19 protein-coding genes are annotated in these 17,352 nt (G+C 37.6%); 9 read left to right on the top strand and 10 right to left on the bottom strand.

All coding sequences use genetic code 11. The features are described from left to right. Window positions 1-251 precede the first annotated feature (251 nt). Both G530_RS0105615 and yihA read left to right on the top strand, forming a co-directional pair. Window positions 252-1,016 (top strand): alpha/beta fold hydrolase, encoded by a 765-nt coding sequence (locus G530_RS0105615; RefSeq protein ID WP_026933597.1) that lies wholly within the window; start codon window positions 252-254, stop codon window positions 1,014-1,016. Window positions 1,017-1,026: 10 nt separating this feature from the next. After that, window positions 1,027-1,632: a ribosome biogenesis GTP-binding protein YihA/YsxC gene (gene yihA / locus G530_RS0105610; protein ID WP_026933596.1), complete on the top strand. Its 606-nt coding sequence runs from the start codon at window positions 1,027-1,029 to the stop codon at window positions 1,630-1,632. Here the strand turns inward: yihA and G530_RS0105605 are convergent. From G530_RS0105605 to gldB, 3 genes are read right to left on the bottom strand one after another with little or no spacing between them, the layout of a single operon-like run. Beyond that, window positions 1,629-1,997 carry a hypothetical protein gene (locus tag G530_RS0105605; protein ID WP_026933595.1) on the bottom strand — a complete coding sequence of 123 codons (369 nt, stop codon included), beginning with the start codon at window positions 1,995-1,997 and terminating at the stop codon, window positions 1,629-1,631. The genes yihA and G530_RS0105605 overlap by 4 nt on opposite strands. Next, on the bottom strand, window positions 1,998-2,336 hold the full coding sequence (gene gldC / locus G530_RS0105600; RefSeq protein WP_026933594.1) for a gliding motility protein GldC: 339 nt from the start codon (window positions 2,334-2,336) through the stop codon (window positions 1,998-2,000). Then, window positions 2,336-3,295 carry a gliding motility lipoprotein GldB gene (gene gldB / locus G530_RS0105595; protein WP_026933593.1) on the bottom strand — a complete coding sequence of 320 codons (960 nt, stop codon included), beginning with the start codon at window positions 3,293-3,295 and terminating at the stop codon, window positions 2,336-2,338. Before gldB ends, gldC begins: the two co-directional genes overlap by 1 nt. 106 nt (window positions 3,296-3,401) lie before the next feature. Between gldB and nadE the strand changes: the two genes are divergently transcribed. Both nadE and G530_RS0105585 read left to right on the top strand, forming a co-directional pair. Then, window positions 3,402-4,193, top strand: a complete 792-nt coding sequence (nadE, locus tag G530_RS0105590) for an NAD(+) synthase (protein WP_026933592.1) — start codon at window positions 3,402-3,404, stop codon at window positions 4,191-4,193. Window positions 4,194-4,304: 111 nt separating this feature from the next. Continuing rightward, window positions 4,305-4,943, top strand: coding sequence for a response regulator (locus tag G530_RS0105585; protein WP_026933591.1), 639 nt, complete (start codon window positions 4,305-4,307; stop codon window positions 4,941-4,943). Here the strand turns inward: G530_RS0105585 and dnaG are convergent. The 4 genes from dnaG to G530_RS0105565 form a co-directional block, all read right to left on the bottom strand. Then, on the bottom strand, window positions 4,936-6,891 hold the full coding sequence (gene dnaG / locus G530_RS0105580) for a DNA primase (protein ID WP_026933590.1): 1,956 nt from the start codon (window positions 6,889-6,891) through the stop codon (window positions 4,936-4,938). The two genes, G530_RS0105585 and dnaG, sit on opposite strands and share 8 nt — an antisense overlap. A 109-nt stretch (window positions 6,892-7,000) precedes the next feature. Next, a complete protein-coding gene (locus tag G530_RS0105575; protein ID WP_026933589.1) occupies window positions 7,001-8,032 on the bottom strand; it encodes a hypothetical protein in 1,032 nt (343 codons plus the stop codon). A 107-nt stretch (window positions 8,033-8,139) separates the two neighbouring features. Continuing rightward, the gene (locus G530_RS0105570; protein ID WP_026933588.1) at window positions 8,140-8,904 is read right to left on the bottom strand and encodes a hypothetical protein; all 765 of its coding nucleotides are present in this window, start codon (window positions 8,902-8,904) and stop codon (window positions 8,140-8,142) included. Further along, window positions 8,891-9,454, bottom strand: a complete 564-nt coding sequence (locus G530_RS0105565; protein ID WP_026933587.1) for an RNA polymerase sigma factor — start codon at window positions 9,452-9,454, stop codon at window positions 8,891-8,893. The genes G530_RS0105570 and G530_RS0105565 overlap by 14 nt, the downstream gene beginning before the upstream one ends. Window positions 9,455-9,587: 133 nt before the next feature. Here G530_RS0105565 and rluF point away from each other — a divergent pair, with 133 nt between their 5' ends. The 4 genes from rluF to G530_RS0105545 all read left to right on the top strand — a co-directional run bounded on the left by rluF (window position 9,588) and on the right by G530_RS0105545 (window position 12,397). After that, complete coding sequence (rluF, locus tag G530_RS0105560; protein ID WP_026933586.1) at window positions 9,588-10,388, top strand: 23S rRNA pseudouridine(2604) synthase RluF; 801 nt, start codon at window positions 9,588-9,590, stop codon at window positions 10,386-10,388. 110 nt (window positions 10,389-10,498) lie between these two features. Continuing rightward, complete coding sequence (locus G530_RS0105555) at window positions 10,499-10,921, top strand: VOC family protein (RefSeq protein WP_026933585.1); 423 nt, start codon at window positions 10,499-10,501, stop codon at window positions 10,919-10,921. 37 nt (window positions 10,922-10,958) lie between these two features. Beyond that, a complete protein-coding gene (locus G530_RS0105550; RefSeq protein ID WP_026933584.1) occupies window positions 10,959-11,978 on the top strand; it encodes an AI-2E family transporter in 1,020 nt (339 codons plus the stop codon). A gap of 17 nt (window positions 11,979-11,995) precedes the next feature. Next, on the top strand, window positions 11,996-12,397 hold the full coding sequence (locus G530_RS0105545) for a YkvA family protein (protein WP_035715949.1): 402 nt from the start codon (window positions 11,996-11,998) through the stop codon (window positions 12,395-12,397). A gap of 38 nt (window positions 12,398-12,435) precedes the next feature. On the opposite strand, the gene G530_RS0105540 is transcribed toward G530_RS0105545, so the two are convergent. The 3 genes from G530_RS0105540 to argS all read right to left on the bottom strand — a co-directional run bounded on the left by G530_RS0105540 (window position 12,436) and on the right by argS (window position 16,711). Continuing rightward, on the bottom strand, window positions 12,436-13,335 hold the full coding sequence (locus tag G530_RS0105540; RefSeq protein ID WP_026933582.1) for a bifunctional 5,10-methylenetetrahydrofolate dehydrogenase/5,10-methenyltetrahydrofolate cyclohydrolase: 900 nt from the start codon (window positions 13,333-13,335) through the stop codon (window positions 12,436-12,438). Window positions 13,336-13,381: 46 nt separating this feature from the next. Continuing rightward, window positions 13,382-14,710 (bottom strand): signal recognition particle protein, encoded by a 1,329-nt coding sequence (gene ffh, locus G530_RS0105535; protein WP_026933581.1) that lies wholly within the window; start codon window positions 14,708-14,710, stop codon window positions 13,382-13,384. A 222-nt stretch (window positions 14,711-14,932) separates the two neighbouring features. Beyond that, window positions 14,933-16,711 carry an arginine--tRNA ligase gene (gene argS / locus G530_RS0105530; RefSeq protein ID WP_026933580.1) on the bottom strand — a complete coding sequence of 593 codons (1,779 nt, stop codon included), beginning with the start codon at window positions 16,709-16,711 and terminating at the stop codon, window positions 14,933-14,935. A 111-nt stretch (window positions 16,712-16,822) separates the two neighbouring features. Between argS and G530_RS0105525 the strand changes: the two genes are divergently transcribed. After that, window positions 16,823-17,248: a hypothetical protein gene (locus G530_RS0105525; RefSeq protein ID WP_026933579.1), complete on the top strand. Its 426-nt coding sequence runs from the start codon at window positions 16,823-16,825 to the stop codon at window positions 17,246-17,248. Window positions 17,249-17,352 lie beyond the last annotated feature (104 nt).

Here is a 17,352-nt window from a genome sequence, read left to right as displayed (position 1 = left end):
CACAATTTACCACTTTTTACCACAATGTTGATAAGTTTTACCACCCTATGTATTTGAAAACCTTTGAAATAGCCCTATTCACTTAGGATTCAGTATTTTGAAAAATAGTGGGGAAATGTGGATAATATGCTTTGAAAAAGCCGCTGTTTATAAATTTCCCACTTCGTAGAAAAGCCATTGCAGTTGCTCAAAAATGATTATACTTGTATCGAAATCGCTATATTTGCGATTGCTAACCGCAAAGGCTATCAATGAAAGATCACTTAAGGCAAGAGGGAAAATTCACATATCTTGAAAAGGGCGAAGGAACACCAATTGTAATCCTTCACGGACTTATGGGAGGCCTCAGTAATTTTGATGGTGTAATTAATTACTTCCCGGAAAATGGATATAAAGTCCTTATCCCGGAACTGCCATTATATTCCATGTCACTTCTAAAAACAAGTGTAGGCACATTCGCCAAATATTTAAAGGAATTTATAGATTATAAAGGTTTTGAAAAAGTGATCCTGCTGGGGAATTCCCTGGGAGGACATATAGCCTTACTTGCAACAAAAATGTATCCTGAAATCGTTGAGGGACTTGTTATTACAGGAAGCTCCGGACTCTATGAAAATGCTATGGGAGAAAGCTACCCAAGACGTGGTGATTACGAATTTATAAAGAAGAAAGCTGAAGCTGTTTTTTATGATCCTCAAGTAGCGACCAAAGAAATCGTAGATGAAGTTTACACTACTGTAAGCGATAGAAATAAACTGGTTAAGACACTGGCGATTGCAAAAAGTGCCATACGTCACAATATGGCCAAAGATCTTCCAAAAATGCAAACTCCTACCTGTATCATCTGGGGGAAAAATGACACGGTTACCCCTCCAGAGGTAGCTGAAGATTTTCAACGACTTTTACCAGATGCAGATCTTTACTGGATAGACAAATGCGGGCACGCTGCCATGATGGAACATCCAGAAGAATTCAACCAGTTACTAAACGAATGGCTGAAAGAACGTAAGATCTAAAATTGCTTTTATGAAGATTAAAACGGCTGAATTTGTTGTTAGCAACTCAAAAGTTGATTTGTGTCCAAACAGCGCATTGCCAGAATACGCTTTTATTGGCCGTAGTAATGTTGGGAAATCTTCCTTGATCAACATGCTTACCGGCAGAAAAGCACTTGCTAAGACCTCTGCCAAACCTGGAAAAACCCAGTTGATAAATCATTTTTTGATCAATAACAACTGGCACCTGGTAGATCTACCGGGTTATGGATATGCGCAGGTTTCAAAATCCACAAAGAAAGTATTTCAAAAATTTATTACAGCCTATTTCGAAAAGAGAACGCAAATGATCTGCGCTTTCGTTTTAATAGACTCCCGCCATAAACCTCAGCCTATAGACATGGAATTCATGAAGTGGCTAGGCGAACACAATATCCCTTTCTGTATTATTTTCACCAAAGCTGATAAGTTAAAAGAGAAAAACCTAAAGGAGAATATTGAGAATTATAAAGCAGAAATGCTGGAGACCTGGGTAGAAATGCCCGAGTATTTTATTACCTCTGCTTCTGCAGGATTAGGACAGGATGAAGTTCTGGATTATATAGACAATGTAAACGAACAACTCCGTAGCTCTTAATATAATTCCATCCTGGTTTGGATAATATCGATCAACTCTTCAAGATAATAGATCTCTGAGAACTCATTTTTAGACAGGAATACTTCCAGACCTTTATCAGTCTGAGCAAGTATTAATGGAAATTCAAACTTATACCCGAATTTAGAAGCATATAATTTCTGAAATTCATTTCTATGAAGAAATTCTGTATCCACATCGAGGTTTTCCCTGAAGTTTTTCCAGACTTTTTTCTCTTCGATAGCGCCATAGGTTAACTCACATAATTTACAGGAATAAGAGGATGGATTTACCACTTTATGCAATGAATCCATCAGGGCATTGAGTTTACCTGAATCTGCGTTATACACAAAGATTAGCTTCTTCAATTAACCCTTTTTGATCTCGGTTTTTTCAGCAAAATAATCACAGAAATCTTTCATAGTATCACGCATTTTGTCATCCTGGGTAGCTCTAAAATAGGTGTCACTCATAGAAACAAGCGTTTGATGAAAGAATTTTTTCATTTCATCTACGGGCATCTCTTTAGTCCAAAGATCTATCCTCAGCGTTTCCTGATCTTTACTATCCCAAACTGAAAGCATTAAAGCTTTAGCATCTTCTTTATAAATATTCCCATCCTGAGCACTCCATGTGATATTTTCTGGCACATGATTTTCATCTGTTACAACTTCTATATTTATTTCAGATTTCTTGAATTCAGACATTATTTCCTTGGTTTATAGTTCGCTTTGTTAAAAATTTCTTCGGCTGAAGTATTCAGCATGGTTCTAATGGAAACATCATTCTTCTCCATGAAAGATCTAATAATGTTCCACCCTATATACTGTCCCACCCGTGATGGGGACTCCGCATCAAGTTGCAAATAGAATTTAGAGAATGGCGCCGGGTATAAGAATCTTGAATACAGTTGCGAGTCTGTATCATAGATAAGTTCATTTTCAATAAAAAACCTCCATATCTGGTCTTCATTAGCCTCTACCCAATCTAATTCCTTCTCACTATATCCAATCTTTTCAGCATCACTTTTGAATGGAATAAATTTATCTTTTAAATAAAGAATTTTACCGTAGTGGAGCATGTGAGCTAAAAACGTTCTCGAATCGGCTTTAGGAACATAGTTTTTTGCAATTTCCGCGGCAGCATCCGGAACTATTTGATCTTTTTTAAAGTTCTTTTTCAGAAACTCCTGTATTCCTAAATAGAATTTATGATCTTCTCCTAAATAGGTGTCCAGGGATACAAAAAGGTAATCCCCTGTATAGATGGTTTTATTCTTATAATCTACCTCAGATGTTACCGTGATCACATCTGGCACCTGAAAATCTGGAAAGTAAAATTTTACATGCTGAAACAGATTGTGCAAATCATCTGTTTCTTTTGAAAATTCCGGAAAAGCGGTTTTAACTTCTTTTTCGATTTCCTGCTGAATACTGTCATTCATTTTTTGCACCCAGACACTATCTGGATACTGTTGTGGGAAAAGGAAAGGGTATTCTTTTTTTAACTCTGGTAAAGATTCTTCTGAAGCTTTTGCGAACTTTTGTTCAAATCTTATCACTTCAAAATTTGCATCGACCTTCTCGATCTTTGCCTCGGTTTCAGATTTTTTATCGCAGGAAAGTAAACTTATAAGTAGAATTAAAAACCCTAATTTCTTCAGCATAGCTTTCTGTTATGAAGGCTTTAACGCCTGAGCCTTTCAAAAATTGGCATTAAGTATTAAATTTGTGGGACAAAGGTATTACTTACAAACTTAATCACCCAATATTATGCGGATCGAAAAAGTAGCTGACCATATTATAAACTGGCTTAAAGAATATGCAACCAAGGCAAATATGAATGGATTTGTTATTGGTGTTAGCGGAGGAATAGATTCTGCAGTAACCTCCACTCTGTGTGCCAAAACCGGTATGCCTACCTTATGCCTTGAAATGCCTATTCATCAGGATAAGAATCAGATTTCCAGAGCAAGAAAACATATAAAAGAATTACAGCATAATTTTGCGAATGTAAGTAACCTGGAGATTAACCTTACTCCTGTATTCGAGGAATTTCAGAAGGCAATGCCGCAGGACAGGGAAACATCAACTCTAGATCTCTCACTGGCGAATTCACGAGCACGATTAAGAATGACAACCTTGTATTATTTTGCGGGATTACACAAATACCTGGTTGCAGGAACAGGTAATAAAGTAGAAGATTTTGGTGTCGGATTTTATACAAAATATGGTGATGGCGGCGTAGATTTAAGCCCTATAGCAGATCTTGTAAAAAGCGAAGTGTATGAACTAGGCGAATATCTTAATATTATCGAGGAAATAATGAATGCAGCTCCTACAGATGGATTATTTGGAGATAGCCGAAGTGATGAGGATCAGCTAGGTGCATCATATGACGAGCTGGAATGGGCGATGAAAAACAAGGAGAATGGAAAAACCTCTAAAGATTTTGAAGGAAGAAAGAAGGAAGTTTTTGACATATTCGTCAAGTTAAACAATGCTAACCAACACAAAATGAACCCAATACCGGTATGCGAAATACCCGTTCATCTGAAGAAATAAACATCTTATCGAATTTATTTCGCACTTTCACTTTTTAAAAAGTCAAAGCCTTATTTTAGGTTGGTAAAACCAAAACACGAGTTACCCCCGGACTTGTTTTAACTTAGAATCATGTATCGAGTATTAATTGCAGATCACCATCCAATTATTTTGGAAGGTGTAAAATGTGTACTTCAGAACAATCCGGCCCTTCAAGTAACAGGAAGAGTGGGAAGCGGAACTCAGCTATTTCATCAGCTTGAGAAAGATGCACCAGATGTCCTGATAGTAGAGTTAGATCTTCCCCAAATAAATGGAATCAACGCCATTAGACGTATTAAACAGGAGTACCCTGAAGTAAAAACCTTAATATTTAGCTCTCATCCTGAAGAAATGTATGCACTTAGCGCTATCAAAGCCGGAGCGGCAGGATATATTTCTAAACATACAGATAATGAAACCCTGGAGAAAGCGATCTACCAGGTTGCTCGGGGTGGAATATATCTAAATCGGAAGATTACTGAGAAACTTAATTCAGGCATTTCAAGAGGTAAGAGTTTAATTACAAAGTTTAAAAAGCTTAGTACCAGAGAAACCGAAGTACTTAATTTACTATCTTCTGGAAAGAGAAATAAGGATATTGCAGAAGCTCTTGATATTAATGAGAAAACCGTAAGTACTTATAAAACGAGGTTACTTAAAAAGCTGAAAGTTGATAATGTTGCTGATCTTATTACCCAGTCAAGATTACTTCAATTAAACACTACATAACTCTGCCAAGCCTGTCTGAAAGGATTGTGCTTAAACTGGTATAGCTCATAATTTCCTGGATCATTTCGGTTCTGTTATCTTCAGAATCCACATCTTTCATTTCCTCAACCAGTTCACTTATCTTTCTACCTACGAGATATCTCCTCAGGGATAGTATAGTTTGCGTAACATATTGTGAAATTCCCTGTTCCTTTTTCTTTACAGGTATATCATGCCTTTCCCAGTCATGCAATTCATACTGCTCCTCTTCCATAAGGATATCGGTTAATTTAACCGCCTGAGACTTTTCAAGGTCATTAATGATCATCTCCACCCCAAAATCATCCTCACTGTTGAGCTTCTCGATGAGTAGCTGGAATAGTTCTTTAAAATCCTCATTGGTAAATTCTATCTCATCTTCCTGCAGATCAAGGAAAATTTTCTCAAAAACTTTGGCCTCCTGCACTTCTGACTCGTAAACCATCTCCCCATGCTCATTCTGCTTTAAGAGCATATCATGAAACTCTCCATCTTCACGCCCATATAGTACTAGTAGACTAATAATCTTTCTTTCCAGTTCATATAGTTGATCAACTTTAGCCTTCGGAGCTTCTTTCTCCTTGACCACCTCCATTTTCTTTTTCTGAGGCTGACCCGAAGATTTTGAATCTTTATTTTCTATCTGGGCCAGCGTAGCATAAAGAACATCCTCATTAATGTCCATTATCCTGGAACATTCCTGCAGGTAAACTTCTCTCTGAATGTTGTCTGGGATCTTCGAAATACTATTCACCATATCCCGAATTAATCCCGCTTTTTTAACAGGATCATTCTTAGCCTCATCCATTAAAAGCGAGGCTTTATAGGTGATAAAATCATAAGAGTTTTCCTTTAAAAACTCTCTTAATTCATCTTCAGAATTTGAACGTGCAAAACTATCTGGATCTTCACCTTCCGGAAAAGGACATACTTTTACATTCATCCCCTGCTCCAGGATAAGATCTATTCCTCTTAAAGAGGCCCTGGTTCCGGCAGCATCACCATCAAAAAGGACCGTGATATTTTTAGTAAGCCGATTTATCAATCGTATTTGCTCCGGGGTTAATGCAGTACCTGAAGATGACACTGTATTTTCAATTCCGCTTTGATGAAATTGGATCACATCGGTATAACCTTCAACAAGAAAACAATTATCCTCCTTTGCGATCGCCTGCTTGGCGTGATAAATCCCGTAGAGCACCTTGCTTTTATGGTAAATATCACTTTCAGGAGAATTGAGATATTTCGCGGCCTTTTTTGTATTAGAAAGAATTCTCCCTCCAAATCCAAGTACCCGGCCAGACATGGAATGGATTGGGAACATCACCCTGCCCTTGAACCTGTCGAACCTCTTATTTTCCTTTACTATGGTTAAGCCCGTTTTTTCAAGATATTCTAGTTTATAACCATCATCCAGGGCAGTTTTAGTAAAAACTTCCCAATCATCAGGTGAATATCCAAGATCGAATTTCTTAATCGTTTCAGGTGTAAAACCTCTCTCCTTAAAATAACTTAGACCTATCGCCTGCCCTTCATCAGTCTTATGCATGCGTTTCTGAAAAAACTCACTGGCATATTCAGATACCAGGTACATGCTCTCGCGCTCATTTGCCTGCTCCTTTTGCTCATCACTCTGCTGGGTTTCTTCTATTTCGATCCCATATTTCTTAGCGATATATTTGATTGCTTCCGGATAGGTAAAATGTTCGTGTTCCATTAGAAATGCCACAACATTCCCCCCTTTACCACTACTAAAATCCTTCCAGATCTGTTTTACCGGAGAAACCATAAAACTGGGACTACGCTCATCTGTGAACGGACTAAGTCCCTTAAGGTTACTTCCTGACCTCTTAAGCTGAACAAAATCACCGATAACCTCCTCTACCCGGGCGGTTTCAAAAACATTATCTATGGTGGTTTTAGAGATCAAAAGATTTAATTTTCTTTATTTGATTTGTGAAATTTAGCAAAAAATAAGGGCTTCAAAAATATAAATTATAATTTCTGAAGCCCAGATAAATCTAAACTATATTGGCTAATTAATCTACATCAAACCTCAGACCTAAGGAAATGTTATGTAATTCGGGATTTGGATCTTTAAAGATCGGGTTCAGGTCATATTTCGCATATAAAGTTGCCCATCCCCAGCCTAAATATCCACTAAGCCCATAAACAAAATCATTGGTATTATAATCTCCTTTTAACTTGTCCTTTTGCTTGTCGCCATCGATCTTATATTTAAGTTTCTGACGCTCGCCAATGTTGAATCCTGCATAACCACCCAGACCAATTTTGAATTTTCCCTTAGTTGAATACCTGAGGTAATTTTCACTCTCGGTTTTAGACGATGGTCCAAATTCAAAATGTAATGGAGCTACCAGCTTATCCATTCTAAATTTTGATTTATCAAGATCATATTCATAATCCTGGAAAAAAGTTTCGTCACCTTCCTGCACATAGTATCTATTCCCTGTAGGCTTTAATCCATCAAACATAAATGAGAACCCGTATTTTAAACGAAGCCAGTTTGAATCGTCAAAAACTCGAGTTTTCCACGCCCAGCCAATTTCAAAAAACCTGCTACCGCCAATCTTAAAATCTGAATCATTTAAAGATTGTCCTTTTTCCAGGGCGTTATTAAAACCTGCTGCAAGTACGAGATCGCTAGTCGTCCTTTTATCATATTTATGTTCGCGCTCTTCATTCACCCTTACAGTAATAGCTTTACCTCCATCTCCAAAGGCTATATATCCCCTGCCATTCTCATTACGAACCTTTAATTCATATTCATTCTCCATAATGGCGATTCGATTTTCAATATTTTTAGCGTGAAGTTCTGCCGCCTCTTTTTTCAGAATCTCTGCCTCTTCAGAGGTGATTTCCTCCAGTTCCAACCTATTATTTATATTTTCGACCTTCCATTTTAGCTTCTCTTTTTCATTATTAACGATCTCCTCCCTTTTAGATTCAAGGATCTCTTCTTTCGTTTTTGATTTTTCTTCCTGACAATAGGCATAATTGCTTGAAAAAGTAAATAAGACCAGGGTTAAGTAAATAAAGATAGTTTTCATAACATTGATTGTTTAAGTTTCTTCAGATTTAGACCAAAGTCTTCCTCATCAGAATTTGATTGATGAATGACCCTTTCGGGATGATTAATATTTAATTTGATTTTTCTCTAGTCGTTCCTGGTTGCAACAGCTGTTTTAGCTTTTAGAAATTCCTCCTTTAGAAAATCAAAAACTTCTTTTCTAAAAGATTGATCTACTTCATATTCAACGTCGGCAAGTAAAGCATCTGCATTCACACTTCCCTGTCTATATATATTCTGGCCATTACTTAACTCTCTTGCTGCCTCAGCAAGTAAAGCATCGACCTCAGCCTCACTATAATCTTCAGAGCTTTTTTCTCCCTCGGCAATTTTAGCCAGCACCTCCTGTACTTTAGAATACAATTCGTCAGTTTCTGTAGTAGCGATTGCACTCGACCTTATTTCTACGGGCTCTATGATCAGCCTTTTTGATAGTGAATTTTGGTGACCTTCTTCAGATTTTTGATTATCAACTAAAAGTTCTTCAGGTTTACGCGATTCGCTACTTTTAATTTCCGGTCGCTTAGTCTCTTCTCTAATTTCTTTATTTTCTTCTGAAGCGATCTGAACCGGTTCTTCAAAATCACTATTCTTCTTCCTATCTTGAACTTTCTCTTCTACCGGATTTTCAACTATTGGATTTACCGATGTTTCCTGCTGATTCACAAATAATACACTTGCTATCAATATAACTACCACCGCTGCGGCTGCAGAAATCCACCACTTACTACCAGACCTTTTTTCGGATGCATCCAGCCTGGAATTTAATTTATTCCAACTTCCAGCAGACGGCTGAATTTCTCTCCTATCCAGCTTTTCCTTGATATGTTCTTCAAATTTAATTGGCGCCATAGCTCGATGAATTATTTATTTTTATTTTCTCCTGAAGCATTTTTCGTGCTTTGAACAGTTGGGATTTTGAAGTCCCTTCACTAATCTCAAGCATCTTGGCAATTTCAGAATGCTTGTAACCTTCAACCGCGTACATCACAAAGACCATCTTATAACCTTCTGGTAAACTATCGATGAGATTCTGTATATCGGCCACATCCATTTCAGAATTTATATTATTGAAAACCTCACTGGTTTCATAACCAAGATCTTCCTGAAATTCCAGTTTTTTATGTTGTCTTAGAAATGAAATAGACTCCCTAATCATTATTCTTCTAATCCAACCCTCAAAACTCCCCTCTTCTTTAAAGTCCTTTAAATGGGTAAAAGCCTTCAAAAACCCATTTAGCATTGCTTCCTCTGCATGATGTAAATCCTTTATATACTGCCGGCAAACACTTAACATTTTTGGTGAATGTCTCTCATAGATCCTCTGCTGAGCATCCCGGTTTCCGGAAGATGCCCTTTTTATTAAAGAGGATTCATTTTTAAAAAGCTGTATTACTTTCACCATTTTCACAAGGCCTTCTATTTATATAGACGTCTGAAAGTTACAAAAGGTTGCCTGAGCATTTAAAATATTTATTTTTTTCATTTTCGCCTCTCAATATCTTATCTCGTATCTTTGCGACAGAATAGATCTTATGGCAGAAGAAGTTCGAATTAATAAGTATTTGAGTCAGCTAGGTTATTGCTCTCGAAGGGAAGCAGATAAGCTTATTGATCAGGGTAGAATTACGATCAATGATAAAGTTCCCGAAATGGGAACCAAAGTGACTCCCGGAGATCTCGTTAAGGTTGATGGGAAACCGGTTTCTAAAGAAGAATTAAAAGAACCAAATGTTTACCTGGCTTTCAACAAACCGGTTGGTATTGTTTGTACTACAGACACCAGAGTTGAGAAAGACAATATTATTGATTATATCAACTACCCAAAAAGGATCTTTCCTATTGGCCGTCTGGATAAGCCGAGTGAAGGATTAATATTTCTTACCAATGATGGCGATATAGTTAACAAGATTCTTCGTGCAAGAAATAATCACGAAAAGGAATATGTGGTTTCTACAAATAAACCTGTTACTGCAGATTTTCTAAAAAAAATGTCTTCCGGAGTTCCAATCCTGGATACGGTAACCCGTGAATGTGAAGTTGAAAAACTAGGTCACCATACCTTCAGAATTATTCTAACTCAGGGACTGAACAGGCAAATTCGAAGAATGTGTGAATTTTTAGGCTATGAAGTTACTTCGCTTAAAAGGGTTCGAATAATGAACGTTTCATTAGACATACCTGTGGGAGAGTGGCGTCATCTTACTCAAGAGGAACTAGACACGATAAACGGTCTAACCGGTGGATCTACAAAAACTGAAGAAGGCTCAATAATGAATACTGCTTCCACTCCGAGTTCAAGAAGAGGTAAAAGACCCCGTAAACCTAAATCTTAACAGAGAATTAGCGCAGAATTTCGCAATACTTTTCATCGTTCTTGTTAATTTTAGATTCCCTGAATTTTGGGCAATTATCATATATTTATTACTTTCAGAATTAACAAAGCATGAAAATACAACCATTTCACCTCGCAATTCCCGTATCTGATCTTGAAAAATGCCGAAAGTTCTATAAAGAAACACTAGGTTGCGGAGAAGGCAGAAGTAGCGACCATTGGGTAGATTTCAATTTCTTTGGCCATCAACTAGTCATCCATTATAAAGAGCCACAGGAACCAGAAGCTTCTACCTCCAATCCCGTAGATGGAAAAGATGTTCCTATTCCCCATTTTGGAGTAGTATTAGAATGGGAAGTTTTTCATGAGTTTTCCAAATTACTGAAAAGCAAGAATATAGATTTTGTCATTGAACCTTATATTAGGTTTGAAGGTAAACCCGGCGAACAGGCGACCATGTTTTTTAAGGATCCTTCTGGAAATGCCCTTGAATTCAAGGCCTTTAAAAATATAGATCAGCTTTTCGCAACCTAGAATTTTCATTAAGAAATAATTATCCAACCAACCAAAAATGGATAGACTCAAACCGTCCCTAGTAAGACAGATATTTGTACTACTACTCATCCTCTTTTTAACGGTTCTAATCGTTAAAGAAGTAATGCCTTACCTCTCAGGAGTTTTAGGTGCGGTGACTTTATATGTTATCCTGAAAGGATGGATGAAAAAATTAATAAATAGAGGTTGGAGACCACCGCTGGCGGCCACATTATTAATGGCCGGTTCATTCGTGGGTATACTTATTCCCGTAACGCTTATTACGATAATGTTAACCTCAAAAATTGGTAAAGCAGTAGCCAATTCTGAGAGAGTATTGAGCGCACTAAAATTACAACTGAATAATATTGAGGAGCATTTGGGCTACAATATTAGCTCCAGCATAGACACTGCTTCCATAACAAATTGGGTGTCTTCTAATTTGCAGAGCCTGGCTGGTGGAACGTTCAATGCATTTATCGCAATCGGGATCATGTATTTCATGCTCTATTATATGCTTACAAACCGGCAGTCTTTGAGAGATTCCATGATCACGTATATCCCGTTAGGGCAGGAAAATCTTAGAATTATTGGAGAAGAAAGCAATATGCTGGTTAAATCTAATGCGCTAGGAATTCCTCTTGTGGCTATAGTGCAGGGTGTTATTGCCTTAATAGGTTTCCTGATATTTGGTGTACCCGATCCATTTTTCTGGTTCGTTATCACCGCAATTGGGTCTATGATCCCGTTCATTGGTACAGCCATAGGTATACTTCCAGCAGCTATTCTATTATTCGCCCAGGGAAATGACTGGCAGGGAGTTGCCATACTTATATACGGATTTGTTGTGGTTGGCTCTACAGATAATATAATTCGCCTGTATGTGCTTGAAAGATTAGCCAGTGTTCATCCATTGATCACCCTTTTTGGTGTGATCGTGGGAGTGCCTTTATTCGGTTTTATAGGATTAATATTCGGGCCATTGCTAATTTCCTTGTTTCTTCTTATTCTGAAGATCTATAAAAAGGAATACGGGAATGCCCAGCACAGATTATAAATTAAATCATTTTAAATATGTTCGGAAATAAAAAAAGTAAGATCGATGAAGACTTTGTAAAAACCGAAGTCACCAAGATCGATGATGATGATGTGACCATTGCTATGGATAGCCAGGAAGAGGTTGATGATAAGATCAATAATTCAGGATTACTACAGAAGTATAGTGAACTAGCGAAGGTGATGTACGGAATGCTGAAAGATTATAGAAAAGGCATTTATACCAAGGTGCCATGGTTTACCATTGCGACCATTGCTTTCTCCTTTCTATATATACTGAATCCCCTGGATATTATTCCAGATTTTATTCCGGGACTTGGTTATATAGATGATCTGGCAATACTAACTTTCGGGCTAAGATTTATAGAATCTGACCTTCATAATTACCTTGATTGGAAACTGGAACATCAGGACGCTTAAATAAAAAAGGAGGAAATTAATTTCCTCCTTTTTTATTATTACTTCTTAGCCTCCAAAGCCCTGTGTTTATGTCTTTCTCTTGCAAGCAGGGTGTTCTTCAATAACATTGAAACAGTCATTGGCCCAACACCTCCCGGTACAGGAGTTATATAAGAAGCACGCTTGCTTACATTTTCAAAATCTACATCTCCCTTAATTACATAACCTTTTTCAGTATTATCATCCGGTACTCTAGTAATACCAACATCAATGATAACCGCATCATCCTTGATCATTTCTCCTTTGAGAAAATCTGGAATTCCAACAGCAATAATTATAATATCTGCCTGGGAAGTTACCTGCGTAATATTCTTAGTAAATTCATGAGTTAAGGTAACGGTAGAATTCCCTGGGAAACCACTTCTACCCATAAGAATGCTCATTGGTCTTCCCACAATATAACTTCTACCAATTACCACGGTATGCTTCCCTTTGGTAGGAATATCATAGCGTTCTAAAAGTTCAAGAATTCCGAATGGAGTTGCCGGAATAAAACTGGTCATATCCAGCGCCATTTTCCCAAAGTTTGTAGGGTGAAAACCATCTACATCCTTATCTGGATCTACAGCATTCAATACTTTTTGTGTATTAATCTGTGGAGGCAATGGTAACTGAACGATAAAACCATCTATATCATCATTCTGGTTGAGTTCCTCTATCTTATCTAAAAGTTCCAGTTCACTTACTGTGTTAGGAAGTCTGTAAAGTGAAGATTCAAAACCAACCCTTTCACAGGCCTTTACTTTTGAGTTTACGTAGGTCATACTCGCCCCATCCTTCCCTACAATAATTGCAGCAAGATGAGGGACTTTTTCTCCACGCTTCTTGATTTTGGTAACCTCGCCAGCAATTTCATCCTTGATGTCATTACTGATCTTTTTACCGTCGAGAATTGTCATTAATTGTTGTGTGTTAGTTGTTGTTGTGTATTGAGGTTGAAAGAAATTATTGCATTCCTTTCATCATTTGCATCATTTTTCGGCCACCGCCACCTTGCATCATCTTCATCATTTTACCCATTTGGTTGAATTGCTTAAGTAGCTGATTCACCTCCTGCACAGAAGTCCCTGAACCTTTCGCGATTCTTTTCTTTCTATTGGCGTTAATGATCTTAGGCTCGCTTCTTTCTCCTGGAGTCATTGAATGGATGATAGCTTCAATTCCTTTGAAAGCATCATCATCAATATCAACGTCTTTAAGCATCTTCCCTGCTCCCGGGATCATTCCCATAAGATCTTTCATAGACCCCATTTTCTTGATCTGTTGAAGCTGACTTAAGAAGTCATCAAAACCGAAAGCATTTTTCGCGATCTTCTTTTGAAGTTTTCTAGCCTCCTCTTCGTCATACTGCTCCTGGGCTCTCTCAACAAGGGAAACAACATCCCCCATTCCAAGGATCCTGTCGGCCATACGCGAAGGATAGAAAATATCGATCGCATCCATCTTTTCACCGGTACCGATGAATTTGATTGGTTTATTTACAACAGATTTAATTGAGATCGCAGCACCACCACGAGTATCACCATCTAATTTAGTTAGGATAACTCCGTCGAAATTTAATCTTTCGTTGAAAGTCTTAGCAGTATTCACCGCATCCTGACCTGTCATGGAATCTACCACGAAAAGAGTTTCCTGTGGTTTGATCGCCTGGTGAATATTGGAGATCTCGGTCATCATCGCTTCATCAACAGCAAGTCGACCAGCGGTATCAATGATCACTACGTTATGACCATTCTCTTTTGCATATGCAATGGCGTCTTTAGAGATTGCAACCGGATCCTGATTCCCTTCATCTGAATATACCTCAACACCAACTTGCTCACCTACTACGTGAAGCTGGTTGATCGCTGCCGGACGATAAACATCACAAGCAACCAAAAGAGGTTTTTTAGTTTTCTTATTCTTTAAAAAGCTTGCCAGCTTACCCGAGAAAGTAGTTTTACCGCTACCCTGCAAACCAGACATTAAGATCACAGAAGGATCTCCAGAAAGGTTGATACCTTCAGCTTCACCACCCATTAATTCGGTCAACTCGTCTTTAACAAGTTTCACCATTAACTGGCCTGGCTTTAATGTTGTAAGTACATCCTGCCCTAGCGCCTTCTCCTTTACCGTATTGGTGAATTCCTTGGCAATCTTATAGTTAACATCGGCATCTACCAACGCACGTCTAACCTCCTTCAGGCTTTCTGCAACGTTTATCTCTGTAATTTGCCCATGTCCCTTCAGGACGTGAAAGGCACTATCTAACTTATCGCTTAAATTATCAAACATAATCTTTCCTGTGATTTTATTCTATTGCTGCTATGCAGCGAATTGCAAATTTAATGATTTGAAGCTGAAGTATAAAGTCCATCTTCCAAAATTCATCCTTCAACTTTGCTCAGGATGACAATCTTATTTTTCAAATGACAGAAAACAAATTCCTAATAGATGCTGAATCAAGTTCAGCATTACGAATTTCGTTCCTCGTCATTCTATCATTCGTATTTCCACTTACATTCTTTCCGGAACCTCGATCCCAAGTAATTTAAATGCTGATTTTATAACATTTGCTACCAAACCTGATAACTGAACTCTAAATACTTTTTCTTCTTCATCTTCGATCCCCAGGATCTGAACATTCTGGTAGAATGAATTGAAAGATTTAACCAGGTCATAAGTATAGTTCGCTATCAAAGCCGGTGAATGATTCTCTGCTGCCAATGCAATGGTTTCCGGGAATAATTGAACCTGTTTGATCAGCTCTTTTTCTTTTTCGTGGAAACTGAAATCTTTCGAAAGTTCAGCAGAAGTATCAAAATCTGCCTTTCTTAAGATAGACTGAATTCTTGCGTAGGTATATTGGATAAACGGCCCTGTATTCCCCTGGAAATCTACAGATTCTTCCGGGTTGAACAGAATTCGCTTTCTAGGATCCACCTTCAGAATATAGTATTTCAAAGCTCCCAATCCAATGATCCTGTATAGTTCTTCTTTTTCAGTATCAGAATAACCATCTAGTTTTCCTAATTCTTCAGAAATATTTTTTGCGGTATCAGCCATTTCCTTGATAAGATCATCGGCATCTACCACGGTTCCTTCTCTAGATTTCATTTTTCCGGAAGGAAGGTCAACCATTCCATAACTTAAATGATACAGTGATTCTGCCCAGTCATACCCAAGTTTTTTCAGAATAAGGAAAAGCACTTTAAAATGATATTCCTGCTCGTTTCCAACAGTATAAACCATCTGGTTAATATCAAAATCTGCAAATCTCTGGATCGCAGTTCCAATATCCTGGGTCATATAAACCGCGGTACCGTCACTTCTTAGAACGATCTTTTCGTCCAGACCCTCATCGCTTAGATCTATCCAAACACTACCGTCTTCTTTTTTATAAAAAACACCATCTTCCAGACCTTTCTGAACATTATCCTTTCCTAGCAGATAGGTTTCGCTTTCGTAATAATTCTTGTCGAAATCTACTCCAAGAGCATCATAGGTTTTTTCAAATCCGTCGTAAACCCATTGGTTCATTTTTGACCATAGTTTTACAACCTCAGGATCATTTTTTTCCCATTTTCTTAGCATTTCCTGAGCTTCTACAAAAATTGGAGCTTCAGCTTTTGCTTCATCCTCAGACTTCCCTTCCTCCTGTAACTGAGCGATCTCTTTCTTATATTCCTGGTCAAACTTCACATAATAATTCCCAACCAGCTTATCTCCTTTTAAGCCTGTTGACTCCGGAGTTTCCTCGTTTCCGAATTTCTGCCAGGCTACCATAGATTTACAAATATGTATTCCACGATCATTGATCACCTGTACTTTATAAACTTCATTTCCGGCAGCTTTCAATATTTCAGAAACAGAATACCCTAAAAGGTTATTTCTAATATGCCCAAGATGTAAGGGTTTGTTGGTATTAGGTGAAGAGTATTCTACCATGATCCCGCTTGTATCGCTCTGCGGCAATAGAATCCCGAAGTCTTCTCTATCTTTTACGTCGTTAAAAAAATTGATATAATATTGATCGCTTATAACAATATTCAGAAATCCCTGAATAACATTATATGCTGCAACTTCTTCAACTTCCTCCTCAAGATATTTACCAATATTTTCCGCTAGTTGCGCGGGATTGGTCCTGAGTTGTTTTAGCATTGGAAAAACCACCAAAGTGATATCGCCTTCAAAATCTTTACGTGTAGGTTGAAATTCGATGTTTTCAGGTTCTACTTCATAATGCTTCTTAACGGCTTCGTTAACCTTTGATGTCAGAATTTGTTCAATATTCATTTTCCTATGCTTTTTAGGGAATTTCAACTTAATAAGTGCGCAAAGATAAAAAGAATTGAAGTTTCAGCCGTTAGGCTTTATGCTCAAATCCTTATATTTAGGAAAAAAGAAATGCTAGTTAATATTTCATACAATCGTCCGGCGATTTCTGAAAAAATAAATCTGGAAGTTGGTAAACCTTTTACTCTCTTTGAAAGGGTTAAACTGAAAGGTTCCGGTTCGCCAAAATTACACATCACCTCAACAAGTATCGATATTCACAACCTTCTAATTCTGGATAATAACGCTAATATTTGCAATGTAGAGATGCGAGGGAATGGAATTATTGTGATGTTCAGATCGATTTTGGAAACTTATGCATTGGTAATCCCTTATTATAAATTAAATCTTTACAAAGGTAAAGCGGAAGAGTACAGCATCTATAAAGACCATCATTTTATCAAGGTAAAAGCTGATAAACCTGGCATCCACAAATTCTTTCAAAAGATCATTGATTACAAAAATGATAATGCTCCTACCCAGATAGAAGATCTTTAAAATTCTATTTACATTCGGTTATTTTCAATACGATTCTTTAACCTAAAATTGACCTGGTTTTAATTCCTCAATTCCATTCCTGGCGCAACTTTGCGAAAAAAATT

It is taken from the genome of Christiangramia echinicola DSM 19838 (genome assembly GCF_000423065.1).
Classification (GTDB): Bacteria; Bacteroidota; Bacteroidia; order Flavobacteriales; family Flavobacteriaceae; genus Christiangramia; species Christiangramia echinicola.
The sequence above is the reverse complement of the archived record's forward strand: the minus strand, read 5'-3'. Positions and strand labels throughout refer to the sequence as shown.

Excerpts from the sequence above, each read along its gene's own strand:
- G530_RS0105550 (WP_026933584.1), top strand. The coding sequence starts at position 10,959 with ATGGATAGACTCAAACCGTCCCTAGTAAGACAGATATTTGTACTACTA.
- ffh (WP_026933581.1), bottom strand. The coding sequence starts at position 14,710 with ATGTTTGATAATTTAAGCGATAAGTTAGATAGTGCCTTTCACGTCCTG.
- G530_RS0105575 (WP_026933589.1), bottom strand. The coding sequence starts at position 8,032 with ATGAAAACTATCTTTATTTACTTAACCCTGGTCTTATTTACTTTTTCA.
- G530_RS0105540 (WP_026933582.1), bottom strand. The coding sequence starts at position 13,335 with ATGACAATTCTCGACGGTAAAAAGATCAGTAATGACATCAAGGATGAA.
- argS (WP_026933580.1), bottom strand. The coding sequence starts at position 16,711 with ATGAATATTGAACAAATTCTGACATCAAAGGTTAACGAAGCCGTTAAG.
- gldC (WP_026933594.1), bottom strand. The coding sequence starts at position 2,336 with ATGTCTGAATTCAAGAAATCTGAAATAAATATAGAAGTTGTAACAGAT.
- G530_RS0105545 (WP_035715949.1), top strand. The coding sequence starts at position 11,996 with ATGTTCGGAAATAAAAAAAGTAAGATCGATGAAGACTTTGTAAAAACC.
- G530_RS0105570 (WP_026933588.1), bottom strand. The coding sequence starts at position 8,904 with ATGGCGCCAATTAAATTTGAAGAACATATCAAGGAAAAGCTGGATAGG.
- nadE (WP_026933592.1), top strand. The coding sequence starts at position 3,402 with ATGCGGATCGAAAAAGTAGCTGACCATATTATAAACTGGCTTAAAGAA.
- yihA (WP_026933596.1), top strand. The coding sequence starts at position 1,027 with ATGAAGATTAAAACGGCTGAATTTGTTGTTAGCAACTCAAAAGTTGAT.
- G530_RS0105525 (WP_026933579.1), top strand. The coding sequence starts at position 16,823 with ATGCTAGTTAATATTTCATACAATCGTCCGGCGATTTCTGAAAAAATA.
- G530_RS0105555 (WP_026933585.1), top strand. The coding sequence starts at position 10,499 with ATGAAAATACAACCATTTCACCTCGCAATTCCCGTATCTGATCTTGAA.
- G530_RS0105585 (WP_026933591.1), top strand. The coding sequence starts at position 4,305 with ATGTATCGAGTATTAATTGCAGATCACCATCCAATTATTTTGGAAGGT.
- rluF (WP_026933586.1), top strand. The coding sequence starts at position 9,588 with ATGGCAGAAGAAGTTCGAATTAATAAGTATTTGAGTCAGCTAGGTTAT.
- G530_RS0105615 (WP_026933597.1), top strand. The coding sequence starts at position 252 with ATGAAAGATCACTTAAGGCAAGAGGGAAAATTCACATATCTTGAAAAG.
- gldB (WP_026933593.1), bottom strand. The coding sequence starts at position 3,295 with ATGCTGAAGAAATTAGGGTTTTTAATTCTACTTATAAGTTTACTTTCC.